Consider the following 16,971-nt stretch of genomic DNA (forward strand, 5'->3'; position numbering starts at 1 on the left):
TTATCCCTCCTTCAAAGTTTCCTGATACTCCGGCGTCTTTCTGTATTTCAGTACCAGACGGTCACTGATCACTGCGCACACCAGCCCCAGAGCCATGGCAGCCATACAGGTAATAAACACAAAGCGGTAGCCGCCAACAGGATCTGCTTCAATCTGCGCGCCGCAGACAGAAGTGTAGAAGGTATCCGGCAAAAAGCCAATCAGGGAAGCAATACCAATAACGCTGCCCACCTGGTTCTTGGAAGTGCCGATTTCATCAATTACCGCATAGTAAAGAGCGCGGAATACCGGATAACACAAGGTAGAGAAAATCATAATAATCATAATCGGATACATCATTGCCGCAGAACCCGGAACCAGAATCAGAGCCAGATAACTTACGATAGAACCGATTCCCGCATAAATCATAAACTTACTGGAACGTCCCATTTTCTTTGCCGCAATGGCAGAAACGCCGGCGCCGATTAAGGTGCAGACCGTCCGGTTATAATTGGCAAAAATAACAGTCAGGTTCTGATCCATGCCGCAGACATTTGCCAGATAGGGCGCCAGATAGGAAATTCCCGCCTGTGCCACGCAAGCGCCGCAGATCATGCCTGCCAGAAGATATGTAATCGGCAGTTTGAAGGCAAACAGCATAGCCTTGATACTGTCCAAAAGCCCGTCATTGGTAGACCCGTCGCTGCTGGTTTTCGGCATCAGGAAAATCATGGCAACTCCAACCAGAATCATAACGATACTGCAGGAAGCCACCACATAGCTCATAGCTTTTGCGCTGTCTGCGGAAAATTTCGTGAAAATACCCACAAAGAAAGAAGTCAGAACGATTCCGACAATTCCCCGTCCCGCTTCCAGAGTTCCGAACATGCTTCCCTGTTCGTCAGAACCTGCAATCAGATTGATACATTTAATAGATGCAGACCAGTAGGTAAGCACGGTTGTAAACGCCCATGCCACATGAATCACCATCAGTATGGTATAGCTTGGCCAGGTCGCTTCCCACAGTCCCAAAGCGCCTGTGCCGATCATGGAGATAATCAAAAGTTTTTTCGCGTCGAATTTATCCGCAATCCACCCGCCCGGCAGATATAAAATCACGTTTGCGATTCCGTATATATTCAGCAGTTTTCCGTAAGCCGCATCCTGTCCTACCAGATGCATTGCTTCCTGCAAAGGCGTATAGTAAGTGTACATCAGATACGGCAGTACATAGATGGTGTTCAAAGACAGCATCATCAGAATAAGCGTAATAATTTTCGCACTGTTTTTTGTCTTAGCCATAGTATTCCTCCTCGTTTCATCACGTCAGCGTTCCAAAGCACCCATTTCCGGGTTTTGGAACCGCCCCAATTCAAGTTATTTTACTTCCGCTGAAATGCCCTCCGATCAGCTCGTTCGCCGGAACCACCACCACAAAAGCGCTGGGATCTAATTCCTTCAAAAGTGTTTTTACCTGAAACACCTCCCGGGGACGCACAGCCACCATTAAAACATTTCTTTCTTCACCGGTATACATGCCATTGCTGTCCCAGCGGGTCACTGCCCTTCCCAGCTTTTCCATCAGGGGATTGGCAATTTCCTTCGCATCCTTCCCGCTGACCACAAGGCAGATGCTTCCTCTTCCAATTCCCAGAAGCACCCGGTCAGCCACCGTGGAGCAGACAAAAATTGTCACAATGGCATACAGCCCCACTTCCACATTTCCAAATACCAGCATCGCCAGAACCACAATGCCCCCGTCGATAAACAGGCTCAGTCTGGCAACGCTCAAAGACGGTATTTTCTCATTCAGCAGGCGGCACAGAAGATCCGTGCCTCCCACCGATACATTACCAACGGTAAGCAGCGTCATACCGATTCCATAGAGCACTCCGCCGAAAATAGCTGCAACCAGCGGTTCATTGGTCAGCGTGGGCATCATCCGATCCAGAATCTCCACTGTAAATGAATACAAAAACGCCGCAGCAATGGTACCTATGGTGTACCGCCATCCCTTAATCACAACTGCACTGGCAAGGATTGGGATATTCATAACCAAAGTCAGCATACCAACCCCAAGCGGCAGGAAACTGCAGAGCACCACTGCAATTCCCGCAAGACCTCCCGCCGCAATATTATTTCCGGTCAGAAATAATGCCAAAGCCAAAGCATACAGCAGGTTGCCTCCCATCAGGAAGCCCCAGCTTCTCAATGAACCCAACTCTTTCTTCATCACAGTATCCCATTATAGGGCAATGCCCATCCAAACAGCAGGAAACACGTAGTTGCAATTCCAACCCCAATTAATAAATAACCATACAGCCGGTCACGTTTATATTCTGCCGCCGATTTTTCCGATTCCGGCAGCACCAGTAATTCTTCCCGGTATGCGGCTTCTTCCGCTCCCACCGGATGAAGGCTGCTTCCAATCACCGCAAAGATCAGGCTGAGATACAGGCCGATAAAAAACGGGTCCAGGAAATTCACAAATACCGACGCAAAAGGCTGTATTCCAAAGCCCGTCAGGCACTTGGTAACCATGAATCCCAAAAATCCGGCAATCATGGCATAACGCGCGCCTGCAGCAGATAATTTTTTGCTCAGAATGCTTCCAACGCCAGGAACTACCCAGCTTGCAGCAATAATGGTGGAAGCGAACCAGGAAATCACCCGGATTCCGCCCAGGCCCATATAGGCCAGAACCAATGCAAGCACTCCAACTACAAGCATTACGATACGGCTGAACCGCAGCTGTGCCGCCTCATCTTTAAATTCCTTCTTAATCACATCGGAGGTCACGGAAAATCCGATGACAGATAAAAAAGTGGATGCGCTGGATAAACCGGCCGCCATAATTCCTGCCAGCATCAGTGTTCCCAATAACTTCGGAAGAATTTCAAAAGAAGCCCAAATCAGAACCCTCTGAGGATCTTCCAACGCTCCGTTTAAGTTCAGCACAGCCACAGACTGCAGGTTTAGATACATCAGAAAAATCACGGTGCAGATAGCCGCAATGACTCCGGAACGGAACGTTACATGTTCACTTTTCGCCATCAGGTTCCGCCCTGCCTGCCAGGGAGACACCGCCACGGTAATAAACCAGATAATCCCCATGGTAATGGCATACATCATTGCCCCGAACACATCCTGCGCCCCGGTTCCCGCAATATTCCCATGAAAATCCAAAAGACCCTCCGGCACCGCCGGATTATTCATCAGATTTGCAAGAAGTTCTGAAATTCCGCCCTGTGCCCCGAAAATCACAGGCCCTGAGAGAATTGCCGCAAACAGAAATACCAGAAACATAATTGTGTCTGTAAGAACCACACCTTTGGACCCGGAATAAAAAGTAAATGCGGTAAAGCATCCCCAGGCCAGCAGCAAACAGACCTCATAGGAGAACCCGGTCAGTTCCTGCATCAGGATGCCTACGCCTGTAATACACGCCAGAAGATAAGCTGTCAGTGACACAATGGTAATAATGGCAGCCACACGGCGGATTTTGGGATCTTTGTAGCGTGTGCCGAAATATTCCGGCATGGTAGTGCACTCCGATCGTCTCAAATACCGTCCAAATACCAGAGGCCCGAAGACATATCCGCAGGCACAGAGGGCGTTTAAGAATACCAGAGACGTGATGTTTCCGGTATAACACCAGCCCTGATCGCCCATGAACCCATTGACTGACAGCATGGAAGCAAACAGCGTTCCTGATATCAGAAGAGTCGGCGCATTCCGGCCGCTGACATAGTAATCATTCACATCCTTTACCTGATGGCCGGCATACAGCCCCACCACCAGATATACGATAATGCTGACAATTACTCCAATTAAAAATATGTTCACATCCTCACCTCCGCTTTGGGGCATATCTGAACATGGCTCTCAGGCAGGTGAATCCCCATGTTCAGACATGTCCTAAGGTCTTTGCTGCCGCCTGCTTCAGACATCCGGAGACACTCTGCAACAGACAGCGGTACATTTCAGGAAGCCACGTCAATTAATATTATTTTTCTTCTCTTCATTCTTAAGAATCAGGTTCATGGCAATTCCTGACACTACCAGAAACCCTCCAATACAAATAGAAAAAATAATCTCACCCATAGCATTCCTCCTTCAGTTATTTATTTAATTCCCATATCTGCAGCAATTACCATTCTCTGCACTTCACTGGTTCCTTCATAAATCTCTGTAATCTTAGCGTCGCGCATCATACGTTCTACCGGATATTCTCTGGTATAGCCATATCCGCCGAACAGCTGAACTGCCTTGCAGGTTACGTCTCTTGCAACTTCAGAAGCGAATAATTTAGCCATTGCAGCTTCTGCAGAATATTTTCCGCCTTCATCCTTCTTAGACGCTGCGCGATATACCAAAAGACGGGCAGCCTCCACCTGGGTTCTCATATCCGCCAGGGTAAACTGGGTATTCTGGAATGCAGAAATGGGACGGCCGAACTGAATACGCTCTTTTACATAAGCAGCGGCAGCGTCTAACGCACCCTGGGCAATTCCAAGAGCCTGAGCGGCAATTCCGATTCTTCCGCCGTCTAAGGTTGCCATTGCAATCTTAAATCCTTTTCCAACTTCTCCCAGCAGATTTTCCTTCGGCACTTTTACGTTGTCAAATACCAGTTCATAGGTAGCGGAGCCGCGGATACCCATTTTGCGTTCTTTGCTTCCGAAGGTAAAGCCTTCCATGCCTTTTTCCAGAATAAACGCGCTGATTCCCTTATTGCCTGCGCTCTTGTCTGTCATTGCAAAAATCACATAAACGTCTGCATAGGAACCGTTGGTAATGAAAATCTTGCTTCCGTTAAGAAGATAATGATCTCCTTTATCCTCAGCTGTGGAAGCCTGCATTGCTGCGTCAGTTCCGGCATTTGGCTCAGTGAGGCCGAATGCGCCCAGCTTCTGTCCAGTTGCCAGATCCGGCAGATATTTCTGCTTCTGATCTTCAGTTCCGAATGCCAGAATCGGCCAGCAGCACAGGGAGGTATGAGCGGAAACGGTAACGCCGGTGCTTGCGCATGCTTTAGAAATCTCTTCCACAGCCAGTACATAATCTAAGTTGCCCATTCCTACTCCGCCGTATTCCTCAGGAATCGGAATTCCCATTACGCCGATATCTGCCAGCATGGGAATCAGTTCTTCCGGAAAACGCTCATTCTCATCCAGTTCTGCTGCAATGGGCGCAATTTCATTTTCTGTAAATTCGCGGATTGTGTCGCGCAGTAATTCCTGTTCATCATTTAATTTAAATTCCATAATATTTTCTTCCTCCTATCTCAGCGGTAACGCCCCCCCCTCACTTCTTTCGGCGGCATATCGTCGAAAGGCATGAGAGAAACGCTCCGCGTTTGCCTTTCTCCTATTTATACTTTCTGAGAATCTGTTTGCTTGCAATTACGGTCTGGATTTCTCCTGTACCGCCGGAAATACGTGTGATTCTCAAGTCGCGGTAAATACGGCTTACGCGGCTTCCGCAGAATCCGATTCCTGCCATTACCTGCATTGCGTGGTCAACCACTTCGTTTGCTGCTTCAGAGCAGTACTGTTTTGCAATGGAAGCCTCTTCACGTTTCAGCATATCGTTGTCTTTGTTCCATGCAAAGTGCAGAAGCATATCGCGCATAGAGTAAATACGCATAGCCATTTCCATAATGTGGTTCTGGATTAACTGCAGTTTTCCGATTTCTTTTCCGAATGCAACTCTCTGGTTGGCATAACGGCATGCATCCTCAAATGCGCAGAGCGCCTGGCCGTAAGCGTTGAATGCATCAATCAGACGCTCGTAGTCAAAGCCTTTGGAGGTTGCAAGCAGTCCGTTTCCTTCGGTGCTGAACATATCTTTTTCTTCAATTTCCACATTGTCAAACCAGATGTCGTTTACGTTTTCCATATGAAGTCCCATGGTCTCCATCGGCTCTTTCTTACATTCCGGCACGTTGGTGGGTACAAACCAGAGCGTAAGCTGTTCCGGATTCTCGCTGTTTTTTGCCAGAGTCAGGCAGTAATCGCTTCCCTGTGCGCCGGAAATAAAGTGTTTATGTCCGTTAATGTACACCTTGCCGTTTTTTCTGGTATATGTAGTCAGAATCGTGTTGCTGGACAAATCCGTACCTGCGGTGGGCTCAGAAAATCCCTGGGAATAAGCCGGATGTCCTTCAAAGAACAGCGGCATAAATTTGTCAATCTGCTCTTTGGTTCCGTTCTCCAAAAGCGCATCTGCTTTTACATGATCCCAGAACAGGTATACCGGAGCGCCGCATCTTCCAAGCGCTTCCATTACTAAAAACATGGTTACAGCCCCTTCTCCGTCTCCGCCTGCTTCTTCTGGCAGGAACATGCTGAAGCAGCCTAATTCTTTCAAAATATCCCAGAATTTCTCCGGATGCTCGTGGTTTTTGTCACAGTCCTGGAAATAGCTTTCCAGATTTTCCCGTGTCAACGCCTCCTCAATTGCCTGTACCATCAATTCCTGTTCCTCTGTAATTCTGAAATCCATAAAAATTTCCTCCTTCATAATTTATAATTTTTCTGTTTTCTTTCCTGTCGTCAAAGAGAATTATTTTCCCTGCCAGTTTGGCTGACGTTTCTCTAAAAATGCTCTGGGCCCTTCTGTAGCGTCCTCTGTTTTCTCGATATAATCCCAACACCGGTTGCAGAACCGCTGTGCGTCCTCCTGGGATACCTGAGGCGCAATATGGAAAATTTCTTTGGTGAGACGCAGAGAAATAGGCGCGTTTTTGGCGATGGTCTGTGCCAGCTCCATAGCTTTTTCCATTACCTGATCTGCGGGAACCACATAATTTACCAGGCCCACTTCATATGCGCGCTGTGCGGAAATCAGTTTTCCGGTTAAGCACATTTCAGCTGCAATTTTCTGAGGAATCAGCTTCGGCAGACGGATTAAGCCGCCGCTGGTTGCCAAAAGCCCTACTTTCACCTCGGAAAGACCGAATCTGGCATGATCTGCCGCCACAATCAAATCGCAGGATACTGCAATTTCCAATCCTCCAGCCACTGCAGTGCCGTTTGCCGCACAGATAATGGGCTTTGCGCTGACACGCTCGGTAATTCCTGCAAACCCATGCTCCATAATAGTCTGGCATCCGCCGTTTTCATCGTATGCGCTTAAATCTTCTCCTGCGCAGAAGCTCTTTTCTCCTGCTCCGGTAATGATAATGCAGCCCACTTCCGGATCTTTTTCTGCGTTGTTCAGCACTTCTTCCATCATAGCGGAAGTTTCCGGGTCAATGGCGTTTCTGCGCTCATTCCGGTTAATTGTCACAATCAACACGCCGTCTTTTAACTCTGTCAGTACTTTCTTGTTTTCCATTTTTAACCTCCTGAATTCTATGGTGCAGTTCCCCTTTCAGGGAAATTTTATAGATACGCCAGATAGGGATTCGTCTTTCTCTCCCTGTCCAGTTTTGTAAGTCCTTCATGTCCCGGATAAACCAGATAATCTCCGGGAATGGCCGCCAGACGTCTCAGGGACGCTTTCATCTGCTTCATGTTTCCGCCTGCAAAATCCGTCCGCCCGATGCTGCCGCAGAATAGAGTATCTCCGGTAAACAATACGTTTTCTGCCTGAAAGGTCACAGACCCCGGCGTATGTCCCGGCGTATGCAGCGTCCGGAATGTAATGCCTGCCAGATTTAATTCCTGCCCTTCCTCTAAGCTTTTCACATTTGCAAAAGCTGTTACCGTTGGAAATACCATTCCCATATCGTGTTCTTCCAGTTCTTTGGGGCAGTCCAGCGGATGGCAGTACACCGAAAGACCAGGCCACCGGTTCTGCAGCCCCGGCACAGCCAGATAATGATCGTAATGCCCATGTGTCAGCAGTACAGCCTGCGGCACAAGATGTTTCTGATCCAGATAGCCAATCAGCTGCTCCGCGTTATCTGCCGGGTCTATAAGAACGCAAGTTCCCGCCTCCCGGCCTGTCACAAGATAGCAATTTGTCTCAAACATCCCTACTACAAATTGTTTGATCTGCATAACCGCCCTCCTAATTGCCTCCCATCCCGAGCCTGCCGGAATTGGGGTTTTATTTCTGTCTGTTTATGCCAGACAGCTTAAAACATATGCTCTCCCGCCACTTCATCATCAATCAGCTTTTGAATCTCCGCTTCGGTGTAGCCTACAGACGCCAGAATGTCCCTGGTATCCTGCCCAAGCAAAGGTGAACCTCTGTGAATGGGGCAAACCTCATCGTTAAACCGGATGGGGTTATTGTAAAACCGGATATTTCCGATTTTATCCTGCCATGCAAAGGAGGTAGCTTCTGTCTGATTGGCATGATCAGAAGTATACGCTTCAATAAAGGGAAGCATTTCCGATGCGGGAACGCCTGCAGCCAACAGCTTCTCTTCCGCTTCTTTGCGGAACATGGTGCGGGTAACTCCTTCAATCTGCTCAACCAACGCCTCTTTGTTGGCAATTCGTCCTGCATTATCTGTAAATCTGGAATCCTCCGGCAAGCCCAATACCTGCTGCATGCTCTTAAAGCGTTCGTCCGTATCTGCAATAATGGACACCCAGCCGTCTCTTGCTTCAAAGATGCCGTAAGGCGCTGTAAATCTGTCGTGGTTTCCGAATCTGGACTGGGCTTCCCCATATTTTCCATAGTCCATTAAGGTTTCTGCGCAGGATACCATCACAACGTCCGACATACCCACGTCAATTCTGCATCCTTTACCGGTTCTGCGGGCCTCAATCAATGCCATCAGCACTGCATTAAAGCCGTAAATTCCCGTAAGGGTGTCGCAGTTTGCATTTCCCGCTTTCATGGGCGCGCCTTCCGGCTCCCCGTTGCTGGCTGCAAATCCGCCCCTTGCCGCTGCGATTGCGTCATAGCAGGGATATTTCATCAGAGGGCCGCTTGCCCCGAATCCGCTTAAGGACATAAACACAATCTTCGGATTGATTTCTTTTAATTTGTCATATCCAAGGCCCAGACGGTCAATGGAGCCGCTCTTAAAGTTCTCAAGAACCACATCCGCTTCCTTTACCATCCGGTAAATCACGTCTTTTCCTTCCTGAGAGGAAAGATCCAGTTCAATACTCTGTTTATTCTTATTATAGGCACAGTATAAAGTGCTCATCCCGTTTACAAAGGGGTCCCAGGTTCTGGCTTGATCGCCGGCATTGTAACGTTCCACTTTCCATACTTCCGCGCCCAAATCTGCAAACTGCCAGGCAGTATACACGCCTGCCAGGGCAATGGTAAAGTCCAGCACCTTCATGCCTTTAAATACGCCTTTTGATTCCCATTTGGCCATTTTTCTATCTCCTTTCTCTGGCTTCTGCCTCAGATAATGCCTTCTGCCCGCATATGCTCCATTTTTTCTCCGGTAATTCCAAGCTCCTTCAGATAATTTTCCGTATCTGCGCCCAATACAGGAGCCGGTGCAATGGTATCGTCCCCATCTTCAGGACCTCCGATAAATTTCGCCGCCCGGCCAATCTGAAGGGTATCGCCTGCTGCCGGGTCCTGAATGTGGATTAACATCTTCCGGTCTGCCACCTGAGGATCATTTGCCAGCTCCTTAAAGGTATTGCAGGGGCCGCCCGGCACCATTGCTTCACGGCAGATCATATCTGCTTCTTCAATGGTAATGGTTGCAAAATAATCCCGAAGCTGCTGATCCAGATCACCGAAATAATTCTCCATGGATCTTGCCGGGTCATGGGCATAACGGGGATCTTCCGCCCACACGTTATTGCCTGCGCATTTGGCAAAGCTGATCCACTGGGCGTCGCTTCCGATACTCAGGGAGAACCAGCCGTCCCTGCACCGGAACGTATCTGTGGGGTTGGTGGTGGGGAAGCCGTTTCCAATCCGCTTAGGCAGCGTATTCATTCCCAGCAGTCCCTCCACAAAGGTATCATCCAGAGATACCATGGTGTGCCATACGCTGACAGACACCTTCATTCCTTCCCCGGTTTCCTGGGACTTCAGATAAGCCGCTAGCATACCTGCGCTTAAATGCCAGCTGCTGTAGATATAAGCCAGAGGAAAACCAAACCTGGTGGGACGCTCCGGGAACCCTGTCTTTTCCTGCAGTCCGGATCTGGAGTTAATCAGCAAATCGTAATCCGGCATATCCTTCCAGGGGCCTGTTTCTCCGTAAGGAGTCAGAACTCCGTAAATCAGCCTGGGATTTACCGCTTTTAAATCCTCGTATCCCAGTCCCAGCTTCTTCATCTCTTCTTCCGGCTTGTTAACCACAAGCATGTCAAAATGAGGCGCCAGACGTTTCAGCACTTCGCCTCCGGCGCTTTTTGAGATATCAAGGGTCATGCTCTTCTTTCCCCGGTTATAAAATGCCTGGTAGATTCCCTCCTCTTTGTCTTTGGCTCCGCGCCTGCGGATGGAATCGCCGCCGATGGGATTCTCAATTTTAAGAACATCCGCGCCGTAATCTGCAAACATGCTGCCGGTATATGGATTGCCGTCCGTAAGGTCCAGTACTTTCAGTGAACAAAGTGGCTTCATAATTTCTTCTCCCTTCTTTTACTTTTACGTGAAAATTGACAGTCAAAAAAAATATCACTTACGCTGTCCTGTTGTTAGGAAGTATAACACGTTCCTGTTTCCTAAGTCAAATCACAATATCAGACAATTTTTCACTAAAATTTTTGTTAATATTGCACAATTCATATTTTTCTACTACTTATATACCTTTGAAAAATAACGTTTTTTCCATGACAAACAAAAAAAATTTTGGAATTTTCAAAATTCAGCCATTGACAAAACCCAATCCATTGATTATGATAAACACATCAAAAGTACTTTTTCGTGAAAGTTTCCGAAAAATGTATGGAAAAGTTAAATTATCACACAGGAAAGGAAGAACAGGTATATGAAAATCATTGCATGTTGTAAAATCGTTCCAAACGAAGAAGAAATTACAGTTCTGCCAGACCGGACTCTTGCAATGGCAGACGCATCATTGAAAATCAGCCAGTATGACTTAAACGCATTGGAAAGCGGCAAGAAGCTGGCAGCTGAAAGCGGCGGAACCATGACCGCCCTCTCCATCGGTTCCAGCGCTTATCTGGAAAATTCCAAAATCCGCAAAGATATTTTATCCAGAGGGGCAGATGAATTAAGCCTTGTTATGGACGACAGCCATGACTTTTCCGATTCCCTGCAGACAGCAAAAGCCATCGCAGGCGCAGTCAAAGCCATGGATTCTTATGACGTGGTTCTCTGCGGCGCGGGCTCCAGCGACCTGTATCTGCAGGAGGTTGGCATTCAGGCAGGAACTCTCTTAGGCGTTCCCGTTGTCAACAATGTTACCGGCATTAAAATTGCTTCCGACAGCAGCCTGGAGGTGGAGCGTACTTTAGAAGAAGAAGTGGAAGTACTGGAAGTTCCGCTTCCCGCCGTACTTTCCGTTTCCTCTGAAATCAATGTGCCTGCCGTTCCCAGTATGCGTGAAATTATGAAAGCAGGCAAAAAGCCGGTGAATGCGCTTACCATCGACGCTGAAATTACTCCTTCTGCCTGCACAGCAGAACAGCTTGCGCCAGAGCAGCAGGAACGCCGTCAGGAAATTGTGGAAGGCGACAACGAAGAAGCCGTAGACGCACTTGTTTCATTCCTGAGAAAAGAAGGATTTTAAGTAGAGGAGGATATTCATTATGGCAATTCAGTCTGTTTTTATTATAAGTGATAACTATGCTGTCCTGCCTGAATTCTGCACAGGAGCAAAAAATCTGGCAGATTCCGTGACAGCCATTGTATTCGGCGATGAAGCTGCCGCTAAGGAATACGTATCCTGCGGCGCAGACAAAATCATCTACTGTCCGGTTTCAGAAGAAGGCGCGCCGGAAGATTATGCCAAAGCTATTGCAGAACTGGTAAAAGAACAGCCCAAAGCAATGGTTATGGTAAACAACAGCATCCGCGGACGCTGTCTGGCAGGAAAGCTTTCCGTTTATTTAGATACGGCCGTTCTGGGAAGCGTAAACGAATTATCCGTAGAAAATGACGCCCTTTGCTGCCGCAGAGTGGTATACGGCGGAACTGCCCAGCGCAAAGAAAGCTTCACCGGAGATTACGGCGTAATTACCATTTCTTCCGGTATTTTTGAGTCGCCCGCAGAAGCCTCCGGCAGCGCTGAGATTCTTCCGATTCCGGGAGAGCCTGCCGCTTGCATCCGCAGAATTTCCCGCAATGAGAAAAAGGAAGGCACCGTAAATCTGGTTGCTTCCAAGCGGATTGTAGACGTGGGCCGGGGTCTGGCTGCCGAAGAAGATCTTGAAATGTGCAGAAACCTTGCCAAAGCCCTGGACGCTGAGGTTGGATGCTCCCGTCCGGTTGCTGAGAATAATAAATGGATGCCTAAGGCATGCTATTTGGGAATCACCGGCGTACAGGTAAAACCGGAGCTGATTGTTGTATTGGGCGTTTCCGGCCAGGTACAGCACATCGGCGGCATCAACAAATCCAAAGTGATTGTTGCCATCAACAAGGATAAAGCAGCCCCCATCTTCAAAAACGCTGATTTTGGACTGGTAGGCGATATGTACAAAATTGTGCCGGCTTTAATTGAAAAACTTTCTTAAAAGCCAACGGCTGCAAACCATACTTTCAATCATTAATCCAGGAGTACATAAGGAGCATTGTTATGATAGCAGATATGGTAGGAAACCGCACTTTAAAAAGCCAATGGGATGAAACTGTAAGATATTACGGAGAAAATCTTTTCCTGAAATACATTTCCGTACAGGATGAAATCAGCTGTTTTACCTATAAAGAATTTGACCGGAATGTAAAGCAGATCGCCAACCTGCTTATTGACCTGGGAATTCAAAAAGGCGATTTCGTGGCTCTTCACCTGCACAACCGACCGGAATATCTGGCCTGCTGGCTGGCGATTGCCCAAATCGGCGCCGTCTCCATTCCAATTAATGAACATTTCCAGGCTGGGGAATGCAGCTACATCCTGGACAAGTGCAGTATCTCCCATCTGATTGCAGAACCCTGCTCCATTGATATCTACCTGGAGCTTTATGAACAGTTCCGGCTAAAGACTCTGCTGCTTGCAGGCGGAGAATCAAAAGATCCCAGAGTAATATCTCTGGCGTCTGCAAGCAGCCAGCAGCCGGATACTTTAAAGCAGCAGGCACCGGTATGCTCCGAAGATACCGCTGTGATCCTGTTTACTTCCGGCACCACCCGCCATCCCAAAGGGGTAATCTATACCCACTGCAATATTGTTTACGGCGGGCTGCTTCATGCAGAGCAAATCTGCATGCGCACCGGGGACCGCTTTTTTACCTCCATGCCCTGTTACCATATGGACTTTCAGGAAATGGCCGCTTCCCCCGTGATTTGCACCGGAAGTACTTTAATTATGTCAGAACATTACAGCGCAAGGCGGTTCTGGCGTCAGGTTTGCGAGCACAAAGCAGATTTTACAGATACCATGTCCTTAATGAACCGGACCATGCTGATGCAGCCGGTTCAGCCCTGGGAAAAAGACCACTGCCTGAAACAGATTTATTTTTCCATGGGGCTCAGCGACCAGGAAAAAGAAGCTTTTGAAGAGCGTTTCCATGTCAGGCTCTTAAATTCCTACGGAATGACAGAAACAGTTTCCGCTGTAACCTGCGTGCCTCCCTGGGGCGATCAGCACTGGCCTTCCGTGGGCCGGCCCGCACTCTCCTACGAAATCAAAATTGTGGATGAACAGGGAAATACCCTGCCGCCGGGAACTGAAGGGGAAATCTGCGTCCACGGCGTCCCGGGCCGCACACTGGTAAAGGGCTATTATCAGGATGAAGAAGCCACCAGACGCCTGTTGGATGAAGAAGGCTGGCTTCATTCCGGCGACTGGGGCTATCTGGACGAAGAAGGCTGGCTCTTTTTCCTGGGACGCTGCGGCAATATCATCAAGCGTTCCGGCGAAAACATCAGCTGCACAGAAGTGGAATGCGTTCTCACCTCCCACCGTCTGATTGCCGACGCTGCCGTTATCGGCGTGCCGGACTCTATCCGGGGCCAGGCGGTAAAGGCTTTTATTCAGTTTAAAGAGGGAGAAAGCTTAAGTAAAGAGGACGTTACAAACTACTGCGAACAGCATCTGGCCAAATTTAAAGTACCTACCCAGATTGCATTTGTCACGGAATTTCCCCGGACTGCAACTGGGAAAATCAAAAAAAATCTTCTCAACCAGGAGGAATCAGAATGAACATACTTGTATGCATCAAACAAGTGCCGGATACCACCGAAATCAAAATCGATCCGGTAAAAAACACACTGATCCGCGAAGGCGTTCCTTCCATCGTCAACCCATTTGACGGATATGCGCTGGAAGCCGCTGCGCGCATCAAAGACAAGGACCCTGAGACAAAAATTGTTGTGCTTTCCATGGGACCTGCTCAGGCGAAAAACGCATTAAAAGAATGTCTTGCCATTGCCGCTGACAAAGCATACCTGCTGACTGACCGGGCATTCGGCGGTTCTGACACACTGGCAACCAGTTATATTCTCTCCCAGGCCATCCGCCATGTGGAGACACTGGAAGGCAGCTTTGACCTGATTTTCTGCGGAAAACAGGCCATCGACGGCGATACCGCACAGGTTGGGCCTGAAATTGCAGAGCATCTGGGACTTCCTCAGATTACATACGGACTGGAAGCTTCTGTAGAAGACGGCAAGGTTGTTGTGAAAAAAGAAGTGGAAGAAGGCGTTCAGGTGATCTCCGCTTCCATGCCCTGCCTGGTAACTTACACCAAGCCTTCCTGGGACCCCAGGTATCCCACCCTGAAACGGAAAATGGCTGCCAACCGCGCAGAAATTCCTGACATTACCGCTGCAGACCTGACAGAAATCAATCTGGAACAGGCCGGCTTAAAAGGCTCCCCCACAAAAGTAAAAGCAACTTTCGTTCCGCCAAGAAAAAGCGGCGGCGTAGTGATCCAGGAGGATACGCCCTCGGACAGCGCCATGAAGCTGTTTGCACTGATGAATGACGGCGGCTTAATATAAGGAGGAATCGGATCATGGAAGTCAAAAGCAAAGACCTTTGGGTATTTATTGAAACAAAAGAAGACGGCTCACCGAAAAAAGTCGGCCTTGAGCTTTTAAACCCCGGCAGGGATATGGCAAAGAAACAGGGCGGCTCACTGGTAGCCGTTGTAATCGGCTGCAACGTAGAAGCCTCCGCAGAAGCTGCTTCCCGTTACGGCGCTGACACTGTCATCACAGTGGACGGAGAAGAATTCAAAGAATACTCCACAGACGCCTATACCATTGCCATCACCAAACTGGTGGAAAAATACGGTCCTACCAGTATGTTAATCGGCGCTACCAACAACGGCCGCGACTTAGGCCCCAGAATTGCCTGCCGTCTCCATACCGGATTAACCGCAGACTGCACCGCCCTTGACATTGACGAAGAAACCGGCAACGTGGCATGGACCCGTCCTGCCTTCGGCGGTAACCTGATGGCAACCATTATGTGTCCGGAGCACCGTCCCCAGATGGGCACTGTCCGCCCCGGCGTATTTAAAATGGCAGAGCCTTCCGATCGCAAAGCGGAAGTTATCAAGGAAGATATCTCTGTTCCTTCCGAAGATATCCGTACACAGGTGATCGAATTAATCCGGGAACTGGACGCAGAAACCGTGGATTTGGAAGGAGCACAGATTATTGTCTCCGGCGGCCGCGGCGTCAAAGGGCCGGAAGGATTTGAGCCAATCCGCGCACTGGCAGATGCTTTGGGCGGCACAGTAGGCGCTTCCAGAGCCGCTGTGGATTCCGGCTGGATTCCCCACGCACACCAGGTAGGCCAGACCGGCAAAACCGTAGGGCCCAAACTCTATATCGCCTGCGGAATCTCCGGCGCGATTCAGCATTTAGCCGGCATGAGCAGTTCTGACCGCATTATCGCCATCAATAAAGATCCGGACGCTCCTATTTTCGGCGTTGCTGATTACGGCGTTGTGGGCGATTTGTTTGAGGTATTGCCTGTGTTGACAGATGCCATTAAGAAAGCGAAAGCTTAAGGCATAAATAGAAATGTTTTTTGATACGTTCTAATACTGGAGCAAACCTTTTTTGTTTCACAGCATAGAAGATTCTGTACTGACTGTAACAAAAATCAGGGCTGTTGGAGAATGACGTTTACTGACAATATATCCTTTTGTCTGAAAAGATACCATGTAAAACTCAATCATCCTTCAACAGCCCTCTTTCTATATTCTGTACACGACATAACAATCACAAGCGGCCAAATTCTTCTTCGATTATCTCTGCAATTTTTTCCGTCTCTCTGAGCGTTCTTCCCGTAGTTTTGACAACAATGCCATAACCTTTATCTGTCCAGGGCAAAACAATTTCAATCAGACCATTTTCCCTAATTTTTTTAATAAATTTACGTCGATTGGGATTATGCGGCAACGAATTAATCACACTTATCAGATAGGGGCTGCGAATCAGACGCTTTGAAAATTCCTCCAATTCATCCATTCCATGATCATTTCTCAAAACAATTTTTTTATCTGCAATCTCTATCCCACATTCAAGCAGTTCTATTTCCTCTTCCCCCTGCAATTGTGGAATATGGATATCCACATGCTCTTCTGTACATATATTCCTGGCATTTACTCCTTCTTCATCCCTAAGAAATCTAACAAACGGTCTGCCCCAATTCTCATTATCAATACTGAGGCTTGCAGAATTTAATAAAAATGCCAGCGCAAATCCCATGCAACTCCCATTATCATAAGACCAGTTATACTCATAATACTCTTCCTGACAACCCTCTACCTCCTCAGATTCATATGGAGATCTGAAAAAAGAAAAATAAAAATTTCTGATATTTATGGAATCCGGCCTGCTGCTAATCATCTGAAACAGCTTTGCATTATCCTCAGAAGCAATCCTGCATGTAGTAATATTATATTTTCTCAATGCTTTATAAACTCTGGCAATTGTTATGATAGAATCCTTCTCTATGCATTC

General features: G+C 48.1%; 15 protein-coding genes. 5 read left to right on the forward strand and 10 right to left on the reverse strand.

The features are described from left to right. The 9 genes from ACTO17_RS07715 to ACTO17_RS07755 form a co-directional block, all read right to left on the reverse strand. Positions 1-1,281: an MFS transporter gene (locus ACTO17_RS07715; protein ID WP_482557518.1), complete on the reverse strand. Its 1,281-nt coding sequence runs from the start codon at positions 1,279-1,281 to the stop codon at positions 1-3. Positions 1,282-1,351: 70 nt separating this feature from the next. Continuing rightward, positions 1,352-2,212 carry a YitT family protein gene (locus tag ACTO17_RS07720; RefSeq protein WP_482557519.1) on the reverse strand — a complete coding sequence of 287 codons (861 nt, stop codon included), beginning with the start codon at positions 2,210-2,212 and terminating at the stop codon, positions 1,352-1,354. Next, complete coding sequence (locus ACTO17_RS07725; protein ID WP_482557520.1) at positions 2,212-3,825, reverse strand: sodium:solute symporter family protein; 1,614 nt, start codon at positions 3,823-3,825, stop codon at positions 2,212-2,214. The genes ACTO17_RS07720 and ACTO17_RS07725 overlap by 1 nt, the downstream gene beginning before the upstream one ends. A gap of 278 nt (positions 3,826-4,103) precedes the next feature. Beyond that, a complete protein-coding gene (locus ACTO17_RS07730; protein WP_482557521.1) occupies positions 4,104-5,246 on the reverse strand; it encodes an acyl-CoA dehydrogenase in 1,143 nt (380 codons plus the stop codon). A 103-nt stretch (positions 5,247-5,349) separates the two neighbouring features. After that, positions 5,350-6,486 carry an acyl-CoA dehydrogenase family protein gene (locus tag ACTO17_RS07735; RefSeq protein WP_482557522.1) on the reverse strand — a complete coding sequence of 379 codons (1,137 nt, stop codon included), beginning with the start codon at positions 6,484-6,486 and terminating at the stop codon, positions 5,350-5,352. Between the two features lie 60 nt (positions 6,487-6,546). Then, positions 6,547-7,320 carry an enoyl-CoA hydratase/isomerase family protein gene (locus ACTO17_RS07740; protein ID WP_135987714.1) on the reverse strand — a complete coding sequence of 258 codons (774 nt, stop codon included), beginning with the start codon at positions 7,318-7,320 and terminating at the stop codon, positions 6,547-6,549. 47 nt (positions 7,321-7,367) lie between these two features. Beyond that, the gene (locus ACTO17_RS07745; RefSeq protein WP_482557523.1) at positions 7,368-7,988 is read right to left on the reverse strand and encodes an MBL fold metallo-hydrolase; all 621 of its coding nucleotides are present in this window, start codon (positions 7,986-7,988) and stop codon (positions 7,368-7,370) included. A 77-nt stretch (positions 7,989-8,065) separates the two neighbouring features. Continuing rightward, the gene (locus ACTO17_RS07750; protein ID WP_482557524.1) at positions 8,066-9,271 is read right to left on the reverse strand and encodes a CaiB/BaiF CoA transferase family protein; all 1,206 of its coding nucleotides are present in this window, start codon (positions 9,269-9,271) and stop codon (positions 8,066-8,068) included. A gap of 29 nt (positions 9,272-9,300) precedes the next feature. Beyond that, entirely contained in the window at positions 9,301-10,488 is a 1,188-nt protein-coding gene (locus ACTO17_RS07755; RefSeq protein WP_482557525.1) for a CaiB/BaiF CoA transferase family protein, read from the reverse strand. Positions 10,489-10,855: 367 nt separating this feature from the next. Here ACTO17_RS07755 and fixA point away from each other — a divergent pair, with 367 nt between their 5' ends. From fixA to ACTO17_RS07780, 5 genes are all read left to right on the forward strand, one after another. Further along, positions 10,856-11,620 (forward strand): putative electron transfer flavoprotein FixA, encoded by a 765-nt coding sequence (gene fixA, locus ACTO17_RS07760; protein ID WP_482557526.1) that lies wholly within the window; start codon positions 10,856-10,858, stop codon positions 11,618-11,620. Between the two features lie 19 nt (positions 11,621-11,639). After that, positions 11,640-12,566 carry an electron transfer flavoprotein subunit alpha/FixB family protein gene (locus ACTO17_RS07765; RefSeq protein WP_482557527.1) on the forward strand — a complete coding sequence of 309 codons (927 nt, stop codon included), beginning with the start codon at positions 11,640-11,642 and terminating at the stop codon, positions 12,564-12,566. A 62-nt stretch (positions 12,567-12,628) separates the two neighbouring features. Continuing rightward, positions 12,629-14,194 carry a crotonobetaine/carnitine-CoA ligase gene (gene caiC, locus ACTO17_RS07770; RefSeq protein WP_482557528.1) on the forward strand — a complete coding sequence of 522 codons (1,566 nt, stop codon included), beginning with the start codon at positions 12,629-12,631 and terminating at the stop codon, positions 14,192-14,194. After that, a complete protein-coding gene (locus ACTO17_RS07775) occupies positions 14,191-14,994 on the forward strand; it encodes an electron transfer flavoprotein subunit beta/FixA family protein (protein WP_172536635.1) in 804 nt (267 codons plus the stop codon). Before caiC ends, ACTO17_RS07775 begins: the two co-directional genes overlap by 4 nt. Before the next feature lie 14 nt (positions 14,995-15,008). Beyond that, complete coding sequence (locus ACTO17_RS07780; protein WP_482557529.1) at positions 15,009-16,013, forward strand: electron transfer flavoprotein subunit alpha/FixB family protein; 1,005 nt, start codon at positions 15,009-15,011, stop codon at positions 16,011-16,013. A gap of 214 nt (positions 16,014-16,227) precedes the next feature. Here the strand turns inward: ACTO17_RS07780 and ACTO17_RS07785 are convergent, their stop codons facing one another. Continuing rightward, positions 16,228-16,920 (reverse strand): hypothetical protein, encoded by a 693-nt coding sequence (locus tag ACTO17_RS07785; RefSeq protein ID WP_482557530.1) that lies wholly within the window; start codon positions 16,918-16,920, stop codon positions 16,228-16,230. Positions 16,921-16,971: the final 51 nt, after the last annotated feature.

The sequence above is a fragment of the Petralouisia sp. genome, from assembly GCF_056822245.1.